The 17,189-nt window shown below is 53.3% G+C and carries 16 protein-coding genes; 6 read left to right on the plus strand and 10 right to left on the minus strand.

What is annotated here, in order from left to right; genetic code table 11:
• Positions 1 to 315: 315 nt before the first annotated feature.
• The 6 genes from trkA to dusB form a co-directional block, all read right to left on the minus strand.
• Positions 316 to 1,692 (minus strand): Trk system potassium transporter TrkA, encoded by a 1,377-nt coding sequence (gene trkA, locus PsAD5_RS01900; protein WP_057466224.1) that lies wholly within the window; start codon positions 1,690 to 1,692, stop codon positions 316 to 318.
• A gap of 35 nt (positions 1,693 to 1,727) precedes the next feature.
• Positions 1,728 to 3,095, minus strand: a complete 1,368-nt coding sequence (ntrX, locus tag PsAD5_RS01905; RefSeq protein ID WP_063290870.1) for a nitrogen assimilation response regulator NtrX — start codon at positions 3,093 to 3,095, stop codon at positions 1,728 to 1,730.
• Between the two features lie 18 nt (positions 3,096 to 3,113).
• Positions 3,114 to 5,351, minus strand: a complete 2,238-nt coding sequence (locus PsAD5_RS01910) for a sensor histidine kinase NtrY-like (protein WP_063290871.1) — start codon at positions 5,349 to 5,351, stop codon at positions 3,114 to 3,116.
• A 239-nt stretch (positions 5,352 to 5,590) separates the two neighbouring features.
• Positions 5,591 to 7,030 carry a nitrogen regulation protein NR(I) gene (ntrC, locus tag PsAD5_RS01915; protein WP_063290872.1) on the minus strand — a complete coding sequence of 480 codons (1,440 nt, stop codon included), beginning with the start codon at positions 7,028 to 7,030 and terminating at the stop codon, positions 5,591 to 5,593.
• A gap of 4 nt (positions 7,031 to 7,034) precedes the next feature.
• The gene (locus PsAD5_RS01920; protein ID WP_208988452.1) at positions 7,035 to 8,183 is read right to left on the minus strand and encodes a two-component system sensor histidine kinase NtrB; all 1,149 of its coding nucleotides are present in this window, start codon (positions 8,181 to 8,183) and stop codon (positions 7,035 to 7,037) included.
• Positions 8,183 to 9,178, minus strand: coding sequence for a tRNA dihydrouridine synthase DusB (dusB, locus tag PsAD5_RS01925; protein ID WP_063290873.1), 996 nt, complete (start codon positions 9,176 to 9,178; stop codon positions 8,183 to 8,185). The genes PsAD5_RS01920 and dusB overlap by 1 nt, the downstream gene beginning before the upstream one ends.
• Positions 9,179 to 9,404: 226 nt before the next feature.
• On the opposite strand from dusB, the gene PsAD5_RS01930 reads away from it, so the two are divergent.
• The 4 genes from PsAD5_RS01930 to PsAD5_RS01945 all read left to right on the plus strand — a co-directional run bounded on the left by PsAD5_RS01930 (position 9,405) and on the right by PsAD5_RS01945 (position 12,363).
• Positions 9,405 to 10,619 carry a bifunctional 2-C-methyl-D-erythritol 4-phosphate cytidylyltransferase/2-C-methyl-D-erythritol 2,4-cyclodiphosphate synthase gene (locus PsAD5_RS01930; protein WP_193778126.1) on the plus strand — a complete coding sequence of 405 codons (1,215 nt, stop codon included), beginning with the start codon at positions 9,405 to 9,407 and terminating at the stop codon, positions 10,617 to 10,619.
• Positions 10,620 to 10,650: 31 nt separating this feature from the next.
• Positions 10,651 to 11,151, plus strand: a complete 501-nt coding sequence (locus PsAD5_RS01935; RefSeq protein WP_063290874.1) for a CinA family protein — start codon at positions 10,651 to 10,653, stop codon at positions 11,149 to 11,151.
• 116 nt (positions 11,152 to 11,267) lie between these two features.
• Positions 11,268 to 11,780 carry a hypothetical protein gene (locus tag PsAD5_RS01940; protein WP_208981904.1) on the plus strand — a complete coding sequence of 171 codons (513 nt, stop codon included), beginning with the start codon at positions 11,268 to 11,270 and terminating at the stop codon, positions 11,778 to 11,780.
• A 130-nt stretch (positions 11,781 to 11,910) separates the two neighbouring features.
• Complete coding sequence (locus PsAD5_RS01945) at positions 11,911 to 12,363, plus strand: NUDIX hydrolase (protein WP_063290876.1); 453 nt, start codon at positions 11,911 to 11,913, stop codon at positions 12,361 to 12,363.
• A 93-nt stretch (positions 12,364 to 12,456) separates the two neighbouring features.
• Here PsAD5_RS01945 and PsAD5_RS01950 read toward each other — a convergent pair whose 3' ends face one another.
• Positions 12,457 to 12,909 (minus strand): type II toxin-antitoxin system RatA family toxin, encoded by a 453-nt coding sequence (locus tag PsAD5_RS01950; protein ID WP_084404459.1) that lies wholly within the window; start codon positions 12,907 to 12,909, stop codon positions 12,457 to 12,459.
• A gap of 258 nt (positions 12,910 to 13,167) precedes the next feature.
• On the opposite strand from PsAD5_RS01950, the gene PsAD5_RS01955 reads away from it, so the two are divergent.
• Positions 13,168 to 14,121, plus strand: a complete 954-nt coding sequence (locus tag PsAD5_RS01955) for an alpha/beta hydrolase (protein WP_063290877.1) — start codon at positions 13,168 to 13,170, stop codon at positions 14,119 to 14,121.
• Positions 14,122 to 14,174: 53 nt separating this feature from the next.
• Here PsAD5_RS01955 and PsAD5_RS01960 read toward each other — a convergent pair whose 3' ends face one another.
• Entirely contained in the window at positions 14,175 to 14,756 is a 582-nt protein-coding gene (locus tag PsAD5_RS01960; protein ID WP_063290878.1) for a TetR/AcrR family transcriptional regulator, read from the minus strand.
• A gap of 79 nt (positions 14,757 to 14,835) precedes the next feature.
• On the opposite strand from PsAD5_RS01960, the gene PsAD5_RS01965 reads away from it, so the two are divergent.
• Positions 14,836 to 15,627, plus strand: coding sequence for a crotonase/enoyl-CoA hydratase family protein (locus tag PsAD5_RS01965; protein ID WP_063290879.1), 792 nt, complete (start codon positions 14,836 to 14,838; stop codon positions 15,625 to 15,627).
• An 87-nt stretch (positions 15,628 to 15,714) separates the two neighbouring features.
• Here PsAD5_RS01965 and lipA read toward each other — a convergent pair whose 3' ends face one another.
• Positions 15,715 to 16,710, minus strand: a complete 996-nt coding sequence (lipA, locus tag PsAD5_RS01970) for a lipoyl synthase (RefSeq protein WP_057466208.1) — start codon at positions 16,708 to 16,710, stop codon at positions 15,715 to 15,717.
• A 152-nt stretch (positions 16,711 to 16,862) separates the two neighbouring features.
• Entirely contained in the window at positions 16,863 to 17,132 is a 270-nt protein-coding gene (locus PsAD5_RS01975; RefSeq protein WP_244271761.1) for a hypothetical protein, read from the minus strand.
• Positions 17,133 to 17,189 lie beyond the last annotated feature (57 nt).

The following is a 17,189-nucleotide window of genomic DNA, read 5'->3' on the forward strand; positions in this document are numbered from 1 at the left end:
TTCAGGAACATTCAACAGGTTACATCTAAGGGCATTTACTGAATACTATCAAGTGGCTAACAGCAGATAAAACTAGATATTTCCGGGTGGGATCACTGAGAAAACCTGAGCTTCCGTTTTGGGAAGCTAAAACCAACCGACTATCCGGGCGTTTAAGCCAGAAATACTTAAAATCACAGGTTTATAGACGGGAAGAAAAAACAAAGGCCACGACACCTTGGCTGGCCAGTCGCGAACACTCGCGTTTCAGGCTTAACGACTTGATGTTCCGGCACTTTCATACGAGAGCGCCGGAACCATGTAGCAAAACTGGCTCTAAAAGAATTCCAGTGACACGCGGAACATCTGCTCCACCTGACGCACCTTATCTGCAATAGCAAAAATCACAACGCGGTCATGGGCCTGAATACGCTCATCACCGCACGGTGTCACCACCTTGCCATCACGTAAAATTCCACCGATGCGAATGCCTTCAGCAAGCTCAACTTCACGTAGGGGACGGCCAACAAGCGGCGAAGTATCCAGCGCCTCAGCCTCAATCACCTCAGCAGCACCATTTTGCAGCGCATGAACTGCCCGAATACGGCCACGGCGCACATGCTGCAAAATCTTGGAAATCGTCACCTGACGCGGGTTCACAAAGGCATCAATGCCCAAAGCATGCGCAAAGGCTGGATAACTGGTGTTGTTCAGCAGGGAAAGGTTCCGCTCACAGCCCATTTTCTTAGCCATGACGCAGGACAGGATGTTCACCTCATCCTCATTGGTCAGCGCCACCATCATGTCGGAATCTTCGACATCCGCTTCCTGCAACATCACTTGATCCAGCGCACTGCCATGCAACACCACAGTTCTGCGCAGTTCATCCGCAATACGAATAGCGCGATCACGCGAATGCTCGATAATTTTTACTTTGGTTCTGCTTTGCTTTTCCTCAAGACGGCGAGCAACGTAAGCACCAATGTTACCACCACCAGCGATAAGAACACGCTTGGCCTCAGGTTCTTCATGACCGAAGATGCTCAGCGTACGACGCACCTGACCGCGCTCGCAGCACACATAAACCAGATCCCCTTCCCGCATCATATCAGAGCTGTGCGGAACAAAAACCTTGCCTTCACGTGCGATACCAACAACTACGGCTGACAGATCCGGGAACAACTCGGTCAACTGGCGCAGTGGCGTATCCAGCACCGGACAATCACCACCGCAGTCGATCCCGACAATGATCATGTTATCATCTGCAAAGCGCACCGTTTCCATGGCACCTGGCAGCGACAAGCGCCGCAGGATCATCTCACCCACTTCGATTTCAGGAGAAATGATCACGTCAATTGGCATGTTATCGCGCGAAAACAGATTGCGGTAATGGGATTGCAAATAGCTTTGCGCACGCACACGCGAAACCTTGATCGGCACGTTAAACAAAGAGTGCGCCACCTGACATGCAACCATGTTGATCTCGTCATACAAGGTCACGGCAATAATCATGTCAGCCTGATCAGCACCAGCCTGCGCCAGCACATCCGGATGCGCACCATGGCCAATAAAGCCGCGCACATCCAGTGTGTCACGAATGGCATGAACCAGCTGTGGGCTGGTATCAATCACAGAAACGTCGTTCTGCTCCGCTGCAAGTTTTTCGGCAATGCCGTACCCAACCTGTCCGGCGCCACAAATTACAACCTTCATAATTCAGTCCTTTGCTCCACCTCAAAGCTCACCGATCAGGTGAGACCAAGAGACTTGAGCTTTCGGTGCAATGCTGACCGTTCCATACCAATATATTCAGAGGTACGCGAGATATTACCGCCAAAACGCTTAACCTGTGCTTGCAGATATTCACGTTCAAACTGTTCCCGCGCTTCACGAAGTGGCAAGGACATCAGCTCTTCACCGCCAGAAGACCCCGGCATGCTTGGCACAGTCGACGCCACCTCAGCAGGCAGAAGATCCGCTGTAATCACAGCTTCTGAATCAGCCCGTGTCAGGATCATCAAACGTTCAACATTATTGCGCAGCTGGCGCAGGTTCCCCGGCCAGTCATGCGTTTGCAGCACGGCCATCGCATCTTCACCAATCCGGCGCATTGGCAGGCCGGTGGAGTTGGAAATCTGCTTCATGAAGAAATGGATCAGCTGAGGAATATCCTCACGGCGCTCTTCAAGCGCAGGCACTCGCAGCGGCACAACAGCCAGACGGTGATAGAGATCCTCACGGAACAAACCTTCCGCAATCCTGTTTTCCAGATTGTAGCCACTGGAAGACAAGAGACGCACATCCACTTTCACTTTGTTGTGGCCACCCAGACGGGTAAAGGTCTGATCCACCAGCACACGCAGAATTTTATTCTGCGTCTCCAGCGGCATATCGGCAATCTCATCCAGATAGATGGTCCCGCCATGCGCCTCTTCAAGCGCGCCCACCTTGCGCGGTGTGGAGTTAGTCTCTTCAATGCCGAAGAGCTCCTCTTCCATCCGCTCCGGCGTGATGTTCGCAGCAGAAAGCACCACAAACGGCGATTTGGAGCGAGGAGACGCTTCATGGATCGTCCGCGCAACGGTCTCCTTGCCAGAACCAGACGGCCCGGTGATCATCACGCGGCTGTTGGTCAGACAAATACGCTCAATCGTCATGCGCAGGTTGTTAATGGAGGACGAACTGCCCACCAGATTGGAAACGTCGCCAGCACGCTGCTTCAGTTCCTTGATCTCGCGCTTCATGGAAGAAGCTTCCAGCGCGCGCTCGGTGATCAGAACCAGCTTGTCTGCCTTAAACGGCTTCTCGATGTAATCGTAGGCGCCTTTTTTGATCGCAGAAACCGCTGTCTCCACGTTGCCGTGACCAGAAATGATCACAACAGGTAGGTCAGGGTTTTCTTTCTTGATCACCTCAAGCACTTCAAGCCCGTCAAGCTTGCTGCCCATGAGCCAGATATCAAGAATAATCAGAGAAGGACGACGGTCCGCAATCGCAGCCAACGCCGCATCACTGTTGCCAGCGGTGCGGGTATTATAGCCGTCATCCTCTAAAATTCCGGCGATCAGCTCACGAATATCTGCTTCATCATCAACAATCAGAATGTCACTTGCCACGGCTTATCACCACCATTCTTACGTTACATTTTCAGTGAAGGAAGGAACATCAAAACTGCGCAAAGTCAGCCGAACCATGGCACCATGCCCGCCCTCGGCAACAGATGGCGCATCCAGCAGTTCAATTCCACCCCCATGATCTTCCATAATTTTCCGCACAATCGCGAGCCCAAGGCCGGTGCCCTTTTCACGGGTCGTCATATACGGCTCCAAAAGCCGCGTGCGGTGCTCAGTTGGAAGGCCAATCCCGTTATCAATCACATCAATCGTGAGAACCGGACCTTCCCTATAAAGTTTCACCAGAACAGAGCCCTGCTCCGGGTTTTCTTCGCTCGCCAGATAAGCCTCAACAGCTTCCGACGCATTCTTGATCACATTACCAACAGCCTGCCCAACCAGACGGCTGTCAAATGTTGCCCGTACAGCCTCATCCGGCACATCGGTTTCAAAATGAACCTGAGAATTGGCAACAGACACCATAAAGGTGGACTCGCGCACCACGGAGCGCAGATCAGCCTCTTCCATCTTTGGTTTTGGCATACGTGCAAACGAGGAGAACTCATCAACCATACGGCCAATATCCCCCACCTGACGAATGATCGTATCCACGCATTGGTCAAACACCTTACGGTCATCATCTTCAATACGCTTGCCATAGCGGCGACGGATACGCTCTGCAGAAAGCTGGATCGGAGTCAGCGGGTTCTTAATTTCATGCGCAATACGGCGGGCAACATCCGCCCAGGCCGAGTTACGTTGAGCTGCAACAAGGTCTGTGATGTCGTCCAGCGTCACCACAAAACCATGCTCAGAACGGGTCGCTTCCTCAGTCGTCACACGCACATTCACAGTGCGCTCACGCCCCTTACGCATAATGGCAACCTGCGCCACCTGCGAACCACTCGAGCTTTCTTCAAGCGCTTTCGACACAACCTCTTGCACCTCTGGAAGATTGTCGTAGATCGGTTTTTCTAGAAGCTCGTTTTCATCCTGACTGAGAAGACGTGTTGCCGAGCGATTGACCATGGTCACATCGCCCTCATCATCAATCCCGATAACGCCGGAGGACACCCCGGACAGCACGGCTTCGCTGAAGCGACGACGTCGGTCAATCTGGTCATTTGCAGCCAATAGCGCGTCCCGCTGCCCACGCAGCTGACCCGCCATATTGTTGAAGGTCCGACCAAGGCTCTCAAGGTCACCACTGGCTTTCGCAGCTTCAACCTCAACATAATAATTGCCTTTGGAAACCTGATCTGCAGCACCAATAAGATTACGAATTGGCAGCACAAGCTGGTTGGCAAACCCAAAGCCCACCCAGATGGAGGAGAGCAACAAAACGAGCGCAACACCAACGTAAACAAGGGCAAACGCCAGCTGAACACCAAAGCGTCGCTGTTCCAGCTCCGCATATTCATTGACACCAGCTTCCGCCAGACGCTGATATTCAACCACCCGAGGATCAAGCGCACGGGTCACATAAAGATAAAGATCATCAAAAGCAGACAGCTTAATCACGCCGCCCACAAGGTTGGAAACACCCGGCGCAATAAGAACCGGAGCCCCGTCTTTAGCCTGGTTCATCGCCACTTGCGGCGGCAGCAAAGGCTCCACCTTCGGATCGCGCAACACGCGCATCACAACGGTGCCATCATTCTTTAAAACATAAGCCCCCAGCAGTCCGCGAACCCAGGTCTGGGTCTCAAAAAAGCGGTCAAACCGAGTGGGGTCATAAAAATAAGAGTTACGGTTCAGATCCACATCACTGGCCATACCAATCAACGTGGACCGCAGCGAGTTTCCGTGCTCCTGAACATAAGCGGCCGCAACCGACTGGGCGTTGGTAATGATATTGCGCGTTCTTGTCTCAAACCAGCGATCAAGCCCCTGATCCAGCGTAATCGTTGCCACCACAGCAACAATAAACGCAGGAAGTGCAGCCACCAGCGAGAACATAGTCACAATGCGCACATGCAGCCGGGCCGCAGCACGCCCACGGCGCCGCGCCTGCAACAGTTTCACAAGCTCAAAGATGATCAAGCCGATAAGCAGGAACACCAGTGCGCCGTTAAAGCCAAGCGCAATGTAAACAACCGTTTCAGAAGGAACGATAGGCGTCACGCCCATCAGCACCAGAAAGGAAACCCCAATGGAACACAGCGCCAGCAACACCACGGAAAGGCCAAACATGCGAGACTTGCGGCCTTTCGCATCAAGCTTTGGGGTATGTTCTTCTGCTTTTGACTTGAAAATCATGAAACGCGAACCTGCGCACCTGCGATAACTTTATTAATATTGGAAACAGACTATTAGCACGAATTGTTGCCAAAATGCGACAATGGGTTTTATTAGTCACACTCTTGATGGGGAAAACCGAAAAGTCCACAGGTCAAAATAAGCATGCAGTGCACAACTCAAACGCATTCTCACCCCATCAAACGCAAAATGGCGCAAGAGATCGCGCCATTTTGAAAGCTTCACTCGATAAAAATCGATTATCTGGAACTACGGATCACCTGAACGTCCAGATCGCGGATTTTCTTGCGCAGCGTGTTGCGGTTCACACCTAAAAGTTCAGCAGCTTTGATCTGGTTACCGCGCGTGGCTGCCAGCACGGCACTGATCAAAGGGTACTCCACCTCACGCAAGATACGGTGATAAAGGCCCGGAGGCGGCAGGTCTTCGCCAAACCCGCCGAAGTAATCGCCCAGATACCGCTCCACAGACCCACCCAGATCCTGAACAGACGGCGCATCCATGTCATTCACAACCGTAGAAGGCTGAGAAAGTTCCAGATCGATCAAGCTGGCGGTTATGTCATCTTGCGGATAGAGCGCTGCCAGACGGCGCACAAGGTTTTCCAACTCACGTACGTTGCCCGGCCAGCGATAACGGCGCAGCTTATCAAGCGCTGCCACCTCAATCTGCTTGGCAGGCAATCCTTCACTCTCTGCGATAGAGAAGAAGTGGCGCACAAGATCAGGAATATCCTCAGTCCGCTCCCGCAAAGGCGGAAGGCGGATTGGCACAACATTCAGGCGGAAGTACAAATCTTCACGGAACAGACCCTGATTGATCAGCTGGCGCAGGTCTTTGTTGGTCGCAGCAATAATGCGCACATCGGTCTGGATCGGTGTACGACCGCCCACAGAGGTATATTCGCCCTGCTGCAACACGCGCAGCAAACGGGTCTGCGCTTCCATCGGCATATCACCGATTTCATCCAACAGCAGCGTCCCGCCATCGGCCTGCTCAAACCGGCCAGAAGAGCGGGCCTGAGCGCCAGTAAACGAGCCCTTTTCATGCCCAAACAGCTCAGATTCAATCAGATCCTTTGGGATCGCCGCCATATTGACCGCAACAAACGGACCATTCCGGCGTTTGCCATAATCATGCAGCGCCCGTGCAACAACCTCTTTACCAGTCCCGCTCTCACCGTTGATCATCACGGTCAGATCAGTCTGCATCAAACGGGCAAGCACGCGGTAGATTTCCTGCATGGCAGGAGAACGGCCCACAAGTGGAATATTGTCATTCCCCTCGCCGCTCATATCAAACTGCCGCCCTTTAGGCTCAGCGAGCGCGCGGCCCACAATACCCGTCAGCTCTTTCAGATCAAACGGCTTGGGCAGATACTCATAGGCCCCTTGCTCAGAAGCCTTAATCGCCGTCATGAAGGTGTTTTGCGCACTCATGATGATCACAGGCAATTCCGGACGCAGCTTGCGGATGCGCGGCAGCACATCAAACGCGTTCTCATCCGGCATCACCACATCGGAGATCACCAGATCCCCCTCGCCCGAACTCACCCAGCGCCACAACGTGGTGGCGTTGGACGTCAGCCGAACAGTATACCCTGCACGAGACAGAGCCTGATTGAGAACGGTACGGATCGCAGAATCGTCGTCAGCAACAAGAATGGTTCCACTCGGCATACTCTTAGTCCTCAATTCCAGAATGTACGTCAGGCCCGGTAAAGGCAGGCATCAGAATGCGGAAGGTTGTGCCCCGATTGCCGCTCTCGCACTCCACCACGCCGCCATGATCACCCACGATCTTGGCAACCAGCGCCAGCCCAAGGCCAGAGCCATTCGTCTTTGTCGTAATAAACGGGTCAAACAGATGCGGGCGCAGATCTTCCGGCACACCATAGCCGTTGTCGCGCACACAAAACTCAAGCGGCAAGCTCACACGCTCCTGCACGCCGGGCACAGACAAACGCACGCCGGGACGGAAGGCCGTGGAGACAACAATCTCCGGCTCGTTCACGCCGCTCAGCGCTTCGCTCGCGTTTTTGATCAGATTGATAAAGATCTGCACCAACTGGTCGCGGTTGGCATAGACGGGCGGCAGGGAGGGGTCATAATCCTCGACGATCCGCACTTTGGAGGCAAAGCCATTTTCCGCAACACGTTTCACATGATCAAGCACCACGTGAATATTCACCGGCTCGCGATCAATCGGGCGCTCATCAGAAAACACTTCCATCCGGTCCACCAGCTTCACGATCCGGTCCGTCTCCTCCATGATGAGACGGGTCAACGTGCGATCATCTTCACTGGCTGACTGCTCCAGCAACTGAGCCGCACCGCGAATACCAGAAAGCGGGTTTTTGATCTCATGAGCCAGCATGGCAGCAAGGCCCGTCACGGTACGCGCAGCACCGCGGCTGGTCAGCTGCTTATCCAGCTTCTCCGCCATGGTGCGCTCCTGAAACAGCAGCACAACGCCGCCCGGAGCATCACTTAAAGGAGAAGCGTGAATATCTACCAGTTTCTCCTGCCCAATGCGCGGTGTCCCAATGTCCACCTTATACTCATTAACCGCACCGCCACGCTCACGCACCTGTGCAATCAACCCCAGCAGCGGGCTGCCAAACGGCACAAACCAGGACACCTCACGGCGCTTCAACATCGACAAACTGGCATGGAAAAAGTCTTCCGCCGCACTGTTTGCCCCAACGATCTTGTCATCTCCTCCAACCACCACAACAGGGTGCGGCAGAGAATCCAAAACGGCCTGTCCCGGCACACCTTTGCCCAAAACAGCCTCGGCTTCTGTCAGAGTGTCTCCTCCCGTCTCCAACATCAGGCAGCACTCCTCATAGGGACTTGAACAAACCAGTCATAAAGGGTGTTCCGCACCAGATCAGCATCCAGATTGGTCATAAGCCCTCGCATAAATCCTTGCGGCGCATCATCAAGCCGTCCCGCAGCTTCCAGATACCAGCCCATATGCTTACGGAAGGCCCGCACGCCAATCTCAAAGCCGTATTGCTCCAGCATGGCGTCGTAGTGCTCCACAACAAGCGCGGCCAGTTCTTCCCCATGCGGATCAGCAAGCCGTTCACCCGTTTCCAGATAATGTGCAACCCGCCCCGGCACCCACGGGCGCCCATAAGCACCACGGCCAACCATCACCAGATCAGCGCCAGACTGCGCCAACATCTCGTCGGCATCCTCAAACTTGCAGCAATCACCATTGGCCACCAGCGGCACATCCGGAACAACATCCCGCACTTGCCGGATTGCCCGCCAGTCCGCCTTGCCCTTGTAAAACTGCGAGCGCGTACGGCCATGCACGGTGATCATCTTCACACCTGCATCCACCGCCCGTTTGGCAAGCTCCGGCGCATTAATGGAAGTCTCATCCCAGCCCAGGCGCATCTTCAACGTCACCGGAACAGACACAGCCTCCAGCGTCGCCTCAACCAGCGTCATGGCGTGGTCCAGATCTTTCATAAGAGCAGAACCGGAATAACCAGAGGTCACCTTTTTGGCAGGACAGCCCATGTTGATGTCGATCACATCCGCACCGGCTTTTTCAGCCATGCGCGCGCCCTCACCCATCCAGTGAGGATCTTTGCCTGCCAACTGCACGATGTGAGGATCGATCCCCTCACCTTCAGCCCGCATCAGCGATTCTGGATGCCCGGTACACAGCGCTTCACTGGCAACCATTTCACTCACCACCAAACCCACGCCATAGCGCAAAGCGATACGACGGAATGGCAAATCCGAAACGCCGGACATTGGCGCAAGAATAACTTTGTTTTTGAGAGGGATATTACCTATCGTCAGCATTACGCATATTTCTTGAAAGAGCCCAGTTGCACATTTGATAAGCAGCATATGAAGTTGCACATATTCTAACCAAACTAAAAATTTAGGCAAGGGAATATTAAAGAGAAGAGATTGAAGTGTTGAGCTTCGCTCTTAAATCGAGCAAAACCCTCACCAACACAGTTTCTAAGAGCCGCTACCTCACACTCTGAGGACGCAGTTCACACTCAAAGCAGGTGATCCAGTTTTGCAGTCCACTGAAAAAATTGCATGCATCATAGTTGCAGCCGGACGCGGTTCACGCATGTCCACGCAAAATGACAGCAGCCCGAAGCAATACCGGGACCTTGGCGGAAAGACTGTTCTGCAAAGAACACTGGAAGCGATTTTATCCTCCTCACAAGTGGATCTGGTACTGCCTGTTATCCACGCAGAAGACGGCGAGACCTATCAAGAGGCCGCAAGCTCACTGACTGACAATCGCCTGATCAGGCCCGTCACGGGTGGAGCCACCCGTCAGGCATCTGTCGCATGCGGCTTGAAAGCACTGGAACAACACGCCCCGGACTACGTTCTGATCCACGACGCCGCCCGCCCCTTCATCACACCAGCGGTGATCGAAGATGCTATCACGGCCCTGCAAAACGGCGCACAAGCAGCACTACCAGCTGTGCCAGTGGCAGACACGCTAAAGCGGGCAGACGCAAACCAGCAAGTTCTGGAAACCGTCGATCGCACCCACCTGTGGGCCGCACAAACACCGCAAGCCTTCCCGTATCCGCTCATTTGGGCAGCTCATCAGCAAGCGATCAATGAGAACATCGACAGCTTCACCGATGATACGGCACTCATCGAATGGCAAGGCAAACCTGTCACCATCACGACAGGCGACCCGCAAAACATCAAGCTCACCACACTCAAAGACATGACGAACGCACAGGAACAGATCGCTATGAAACAACTCGCAGACCTTGGCGACATTCGCGTTGGAACCGGCTACGACGTGCACGCATTTGAAGACGGTGATGCCGTCATTCTCGGCGGCATTTCCATCCCGCACACCCAGAAACTCAAAGGCCATTCCGATGCCGACGTTGGCCTGCACGCCCTGACGGATGCCATCTTCGGCGCATTGGCAGATGGCGACATCGGCTCGCACTTCCCACCCTCTGACATGCAGTGGAAAGGTGCGGCCTCTGACCAGTTCCTGAAATACGCAATAGACCGGGTTCACAAGCGCGGCGGCATGATCGCACACTTGGATTTAACGCTGATCTGTGAAGCTCCGAAAATCGGCCCACACCGGGAAGAAATGCGCAAACAGATCGCACAGATCTGCGAGTTGCCCATTGGCCGTGTGGCTGTGAAAGCAACCACCTCCGAAAAGCTGGGCTTCACCGGTCGCCAGGAAGGCATTGCTGCGCAAGCCTGCGCAACCATCCGGCTTCCATTTGAAGATTAAACGAAGCCACCAAAACAAGGGAGAGAGAACCATGACCGACATCCTCAGCCTTAAGGAAAGAGCACGCGTTCTCGTCTCCAGATACGCTGAAAAAGAGATCAGGATCACCACAGCAGAAAGCTGCACTGGCGGCCTGCTCGCAGGCCTGCTGACAGAAGTGCCCGGCTCTTCTGCTGTGCTCGATCGTGGCTTCGTCACTTACTCCAACGAAGCCAAGCATGAGATGATCGGCGTCCCCGTTGACCTGCTCATGAGCTACGGTGCGGTCAGCAGCGAAGTTGCCAAAGCCATGGCAAGCGGCGCCCTGTTTTGCTCCAATGCCAACGTGGCCGTTTCCATTACGGGCATCGCCGGACCGGACGGTGGCACCAAAGACAAACCTGTCGGACTTGTCCACTTTGGCTTTGCAGCTGACCAAGAGGAAACCAAGCACGTCCAATGCCTCTTCGAGAACACCGGACGCGAGGGAATACGCTTTCAGGCACTGGTACAAGCATTAAAATTATTAGAAAATTTTATTGAATCTAGCTAATCGAAATTTACCTTCTCGTTAAAAGAGTACCGGGTAGGCACTACTACCTTATGACATTCTAAGAAAACTTAGATAAAATCTGTTTTAAATTTACAACGGAATGTCACGGTATACCCATGAGATATATTGCTAGTTTGTTTTTGGGCATGTGCTTAAGCACCTCAGCTTATGCGGCATCAGATGTATTCCTCATTTCACGAGGGTTCGATGACGAGTTCATCGGCTCTCACGAAGTGCAGAAAATGCCACGCGGTGGCTATAAGGAGTTGCGCCTGTGCGGCCAGTCCTACTGGGTGCGCCCCTACTCTGTTGCCTGGACAAAATGGGAAGAACAGCTTGGCCACAAGATCCGCCTTGAAGTAAACCAGGGCTATGGCTGGGTGGTTCTATGCACCAAACCAACCACACAGTTGAACCTCAAAGACGTCGGCATTTACGCTTCTCTTGAAAAGACCATGGAGCATGGTGATCCGGACAAGGAACTCACCAACCGCTTTCAGGCAATCCGACGCACCTTCGTCATGCGCAACGGCCTTACCCCAGAGCAGGCTGAAGCCGAAATCACCAAAAACTACGAGAACAGAGGCTCCCGCCTGAGCCAGTTCCTGAACAATCGCGACAAGAATTAAGCCATTTCTCCGAGGTCTTTCAGCCAAAGAAATGCCGGAAGACCTGAAAACAACCGACTGATCAGCACCAATGCACCTTATTCGGCTGCTCTTTGTACATGAATATTTTGCATGAAGGAGCAGCGGCGAAATGCATATTTGGCGACCAGCACAAACGATCAAGGTGAAATCTCTCGGCCTGCACTGGCGCAACAATCGCCTGCTGGCAGCAGAAGTCTATGATGACGCAGGCAACCTCAAAGGCGTCCGCCCTCTTGGCGGCACTGTTGAGTTTGGCGAAGATTGGAAGGCAGCTCTGGTCAGAGAGTTCAAAGAAGAACTGAACATCCAGGTCACCATCTCTGGCGATCCCGTTGTCATGGAAAACATCTATGAACACGAAGGCCACACAGGCCATGAAATTCTGTTCATCGCAAATGTGACGTTCCCGCCAAATGCTTTCACCACACAGGAAACGATCACATTTCTGGAAGACAGCGGAACGGAAATCACCGCACGCTGGTTCGATCCCGAAGAACTCACCCCAAACGGCGTTGACCTCTTCCCTGCAGGATTAAAGCAACACCTGGAGATCCTGCGATAGCCCACACAAGAATATGAATTACCTTTATGATTATGGAATATATTCAGATTATCTAAGTGCACCTAATTTTAGCGGACATCAGTCTTCAGATTTTTAGGTGCCGTAGATTTTGTCGGCGCGGTCTTCAAAGGCGCTGGAGAATTTGCGGAAGGCGCGGTCGAACATGGCACCCATCATGGTGCCGAGTGTCCGGCTCTTGAACTCATAATTGATATAGAAGCTCACATCGCATTCCTTTTCGGAAACCGGATCGAAGCACCAGACATTTTCCAGATGGCGAAACGGGCCATCCAGATACTCAACCGTAATTTTACTCGCCTCACGATCAAGGGTCACACGACTGGCAAATGTCTCTTTGAAAACTTTGTAAGCCACAGTCATATCCGCCACCATCATTTCACGGTGGTCATCAATCTTCCGGCGTCCGCGCACACGCAATGCTTGACATAAAGGCACAAACTGGGGGTACTGCTCCACATCTGCAACCAGATCAAACATATCATCAGCACTGTGCTGAACCCGGTGTGTGCTTTCGAAAGACGGCATATGCTCGCGTTCTTTTTCTTCTAGTTTTTCAAAAATTCTTCAGGATGCTCTAAGCGACCTTTTTTGATTTGCCAAGAAAATTTTCAGGTTTTCTCTCATCAAGCAGGCCCCTGTGAGCCAAAAGCATCAGAAATTTTCAAGTCGCAATTATACCGCGACGATCTAACGCAACCGTTTCATTCTCAAAACTCTGGTCAGTACTCAAAACTCAATTCTACACTATGCGCTAATACTTAGCTCTTTTTGAAAGCAAACCCAATGCTTAGTCCTTTTAAAATTTCCCACCTCGCCAAAGAAGGCGGAGAAGAAGATTACATTAAAACCACTAATACTCTCACCGATAGTCCTGTGCAGGTCATCAGCCGCGAAGAAACCGCCAAATACCATCAAATCACAGTGGTCGAAGGCGGGATTGAACGCATCAGATACATCCCCCACCAAGCCCGGCACAAAACCCCGCTCATCTTCATCCACGGCATGTGGCATGGGGCATGGTGCTGGAAGAACTATCAGGAAAAACTCGCAGAATCTGGCTGGGAGAGTGTCGCCATCAGCCTGCCCGGCCACGGTCACTCACCAGAACAGCGCCCCACAGCAGAAGCCACACTGGGTTATTACCTGCGCTTTGTGCATGAAGAGGTTACCCGCTATGACCAGCCCGCCGTCTTGATCGGCCACAGCATGGGCGGCGCTTTGGTGCAGTGGTATCTCAAGTATGTCGGCGGGCTGAAAGCAGCCGTTTTTGTCGCGTCATGGACCGCCATTGACGTTATGCAAGACTGCCTGAAAAACGCCATGTCCATCGACTGGCTTGGAACAGCGCTGTCACCTCTTTTGGGATACAAGTTCCAGTTCAGATCCCCCAAAACCGTGGCAAAATGGTTCCTTGCAGATCGCTCGAACCCGGTTGCCCAGTACATTCAGAGCCAGCTTGGGCCAGAATCCGACGTCGTGCTCCTGCAACATCGCCCGCCGCAATGGTTTCCGCCGCTGGATGATACAACACCCAAACTGTGGCTCACAGCCAGCGAAGACGCCATCATCCCCTTCAACCGCTCCCTGCACTCTTCTGCCCTCTATGAGGCAACGCATAAAATCGTGCCCCATGCTGGACACGACATCATGCTGGAAGACAACTGGGAGGAAAGCCTGTCCTACATCACCACATGGCTGCAGAACATGAGCACCACCAGAGCGTTGGCAACCAGCTGAGCTCCTAAAGAAGCGCCTCCCATCGTGGTGAGGCGCTCACACACCAAAACCAGCTAAGCCTTACCTTGCAGTTCAACAAGGCACTTTGCCGTATCTGCAGCCTCCTCAGCATAAGCAGGATCACGATGGATAAGCATGCTGGAAAATGCCCCCTCCATCAGCAACACCACACGGCGTGCCAGAACCTCAGGCTCCATCAGTCCGGCAAGCGTATAACGCTCTGCCAGCCAAGCCTCAAACGCCTTCTTGTGCTTTGCCCCCACCACAACAGCCGGATGCCCCGGCATATTCGCCAGTTCGGCAGCTGTGCGAATGAAGCCACATCCCTTCCATTTCGGATGCCGGGCGTTTGATGCAACACGCAGGAAAATTGCAGCCGTCTTATCCGCAGCGCTCCCCTCCGCCTCATCAAACCACGTCGCAAATGCTTCCAGATTGGGTTGGTCCCGGGAGATCAGGTACTCAGTCACCAAATCATCTTTGCTTTTGAAATGGTAGTAGAGCGTCTTCTTGGTGATCCCTGCCTTCTCGGCAACAGCGTCCACACTGACAGCACGAATGCCCTCACCATAAAACAACTTGTTTGCAGCATCTAAGATGCGATCGCGGGTCGTCCGCTGAGTTTTCTGAGCCATGTATACTAACCAGTGAGTTTACTGAAGAGTGCAGCACTCCTACCCTTGAGTCAATCCAGCTTGAAATGAGGGAAACACCATGAAAAAGCTCGTTCTGTTTGAAGTCAGAGACCGCATTGCACTGCTCACCCTAAACCGCCCGCAAAAGCTCAACGCACTGAACTACCAGACCAACGACCGCCTTCTGGATCTCCTGGACCGGATTGAAGATGACCCGAAAATCAGCGCAGTGATCCTCACAGGCGCAGGAGAGCGCGCATTTTCCGCCGGTGGTGACATTCATGAGTTCTCCCAGAGCATCACCAAGGGGACAGATGTTGCAGTCAAACAATTCGTAGCCCGCGGCCAGGCCATGACCAGCCGCATAGAAAACTTCACCAAGCCCATCATTATCGCCGTCAACGGCATTGCTTTTGGCGGCGGCTGCGAAATCACCGAGGCCGCCCATCTGGCAATCGCCTCAGACCGTGCCGTCTTTGCCAAACCGGAGATCAACATTGGCATTCCGCCCACTTTCGGCGGCACCCAGCGCCTGCCCCGTCTCGCCGGTCGCAAGCGCGCGCTGGAGCTGCTGCTCACCGGAGACCCGTTCGGTCCGGACCGAGCCTGTGAGCTTGGTCTCATCAACAAGGTCGTCCCGCACGATGACCTGTTGCCGGAAGCCTTCGCTCTGGCAGAACGCATCCTGCGCCACTCCCCACTCGCCGCCGCCCGCATCCTCACCGCCGTCACCCGCGGCCTCAACACAACCATCGCCGAAGGCCTCCAAATCGAAGCCGCCCAATTCGCCCAAATGGTCCCCACCAACGACATCCACGAAGGCCTCAACGCCTGGATAGAACGCCGCCCCCCCGCCTATACCGGCGATTAGCCTGTGCGGAATAAGCTGCCCACAAACAAAAGAGCGTCACACCGTGCAGTGTGACGCTCTTAAAAATTCGTGGAGTGGAACCGGCGCTTAGTTGCCTTGTTTTGCCTTACGGGCTGCTTTCAGCTCGGCAAAGTCTTCGCCAGCGTGGTGGGAAGAGCGGGTCAGCGGGTTCGCGGAAACCTTCAGGAAGCCTTTTGCGTAAGCGATCTTCTCATAGGCTTTGAACTCGTCCGGGGTTGGGAAGTTCATCACCGGATGGTGTTTCTTGGTTGGCTGCAGGTACTGGCCAACAGTCAGGAAGTCCACATCAGCAACACGCAGATCATCCATCAGCTGAAGCACTTCGTTGCGCTCCTCACCCAGACCAACCATGATGCCGGATTTGGTGAACATCTCAGGATCAATCTCCTTCACGCGCTGCAAAAGGCGGATGGAGTGGAAGTAGCGTGCGCCCGGACGAACCTTCAGATAGTTGGAAGGAACCGTTTCCATGTTGTGATTGAACACGTCAGGTTTCGCCGCAACAACAATTTCAACCGCGCCTTCCTTACGAAGGAAATCAGGCGTCAGCACTTCAATAGTTGTTTTTGGAGAAGCTTTACGGATCGCAGCAATCACGTTGGCAAAGTGCGTTGCACCGCCATCATCAAGATCATCACGGTCCACAGAGGTGATAACAACGTGCTGCAGTTCCATGGAGGCAACAGCTTTACCAATGCTTTCAGGCTCATTTTGATCAACTGGCCCCGGCATCCCGGTGCGCACGTTACAGAACGCACAGGCACGGGTACAGGTATCACCCAGGATCATGAAGCTCGCATGCTTCTTGGACCAGCACTCACCGATATTCGGGCAACCAGCTTCTTCACAAACCGTGACGAGGTTGTTCTTGCGAACCAGCTCGTGGGTCTCTTTGTAGACAGGAGAAGTGGGCGCCTTAACACGGATCCATTTTGGCTTGCGCTGAACAGGATTATCCGGGCGATGTGCTTTTTCCGGATGGCGCGGACGCTCTTTTTCCTGCAGTGCAGACGCCGTTTGGCTTTTATGATTAGGATCGAGTGTATTTACCAGTGTAACCATATCAGTTCCGTCAGGTCCGAGACTTTGCTTCACACTTGCCTTAAGGGTCAGTGTCACTGTCTCTTATAAGTTTAGTGGTCCATAACAGGAAATGAAGCATCTCTCAATGCCAGACACTGGTGTTCAGTCAGTTCCGCGCCTCAGGACCACGCCTATTCAAAGCCAATTGCATCCCCACCAATCAGTGAGGCAATCAGAGCAAACGCAATGGCGCCAACCATCGCAACGACCGCCTGGTCGAGATATTCATTCCCCAGGGAAACTTCCACATCCGCAAATTCGAACAGGTAAACCCCTGAAATACCACCGAGAAATCCGGCGATAATCAACACGGCGAAGTCTCCGCCAACTGTAGCCATCACCAGCACAGTAGCTACAACGGCACAAACGGCTGATGTCACCAGCCATATGATTGATTTCATAAAGTCCACGGTTCTTCTCCTTTTTGATAAGAAGAGTACCCGGGAAAAATTAAGTCC

The sequence above is a fragment of the Pseudovibrio sp. Ad5 genome (assembly GCF_001623095.1).
Taxonomy (GTDB): domain Bacteria; phylum Pseudomonadota; class Alphaproteobacteria; order Rhizobiales; family Stappiaceae; genus Pseudovibrio.

Bases quoted from the DNA above. Each gene is read 5' to 3' on its own strand.
- PsAD5_RS01920 (WP_208988452.1), bottom strand. From the start codon at position 8,183: ATGTTGGAGACGGGAGGAGACACTCTGACAGAAGCCGAGGCTGTTTTG.
- PsAD5_RS01965 (WP_063290879.1), top strand. From the start codon at position 14,836: ATGAAAAAGCTCGTTCTGTTTGAAGTCAGAGACCGCATTGCACTGCTC.
- PsAD5_RS01945 (WP_063290876.1), top strand. From the start codon at position 11,911: ATGCATATTTGGCGACCAGCACAAACGATCAAGGTGAAATCTCTCGGC.
- trkA (WP_057466224.1), bottom strand. From the start codon at position 1,692: ATGAAGGTTGTAATTTGTGGCGCCGGACAGGTTGGGTACGGCATTGCC.
- dusB (WP_063290873.1), bottom strand. From the start codon at position 9,178: ATGCTGACGATAGGTAATATCCCTCTCAAAAACAAAGTTATTCTTGCG.
- PsAD5_RS01940 (WP_208981904.1), top strand. From the start codon at position 11,268: ATGAGATATATTGCTAGTTTGTTTTTGGGCATGTGCTTAAGCACCTCA.
- lipA (WP_057466208.1), bottom strand. From the start codon at position 16,710: ATGGTTACACTGGTAAATACACTCGATCCTAATCATAAAAGCCAAACG.
- ntrC (WP_063290872.1), bottom strand. From the start codon at position 7,030: ATGCCGAGTGGAACCATTCTTGTTGCTGACGACGATTCTGCGATCCGT.
- PsAD5_RS01950 (WP_084404459.1), bottom strand. From the start codon at position 12,909: ATGCCGTCTTTCGAAAGCACACACCGGGTTCAGCACAGTGCTGATGAT.
- PsAD5_RS01935 (WP_063290874.1), top strand. From the start codon at position 10,651: ATGACCGACATCCTCAGCCTTAAGGAAAGAGCACGCGTTCTCGTCTCC.
- PsAD5_RS01960 (WP_063290878.1), bottom strand. From the start codon at position 14,756: ATGGCTCAGAAAACTCAGCGGACGACCCGCGATCGCATCTTAGATGCT.
- PsAD5_RS01955 (WP_063290877.1), top strand. From the start codon at position 13,168: ATGCTTAGTCCTTTTAAAATTTCCCACCTCGCCAAAGAAGGCGGAGAA.
- PsAD5_RS01910 (WP_063290871.1), bottom strand. From the start codon at position 5,351: ATGATTTTCAAGTCAAAAGCAGAAGAACATACCCCAAAGCTTGATGCG.
- PsAD5_RS01975 (WP_244271761.1), bottom strand. From the start codon at position 17,132: ATGAAATCAATCATATGGCTGGTGACATCAGCCGTTTGTGCCGTTGTA.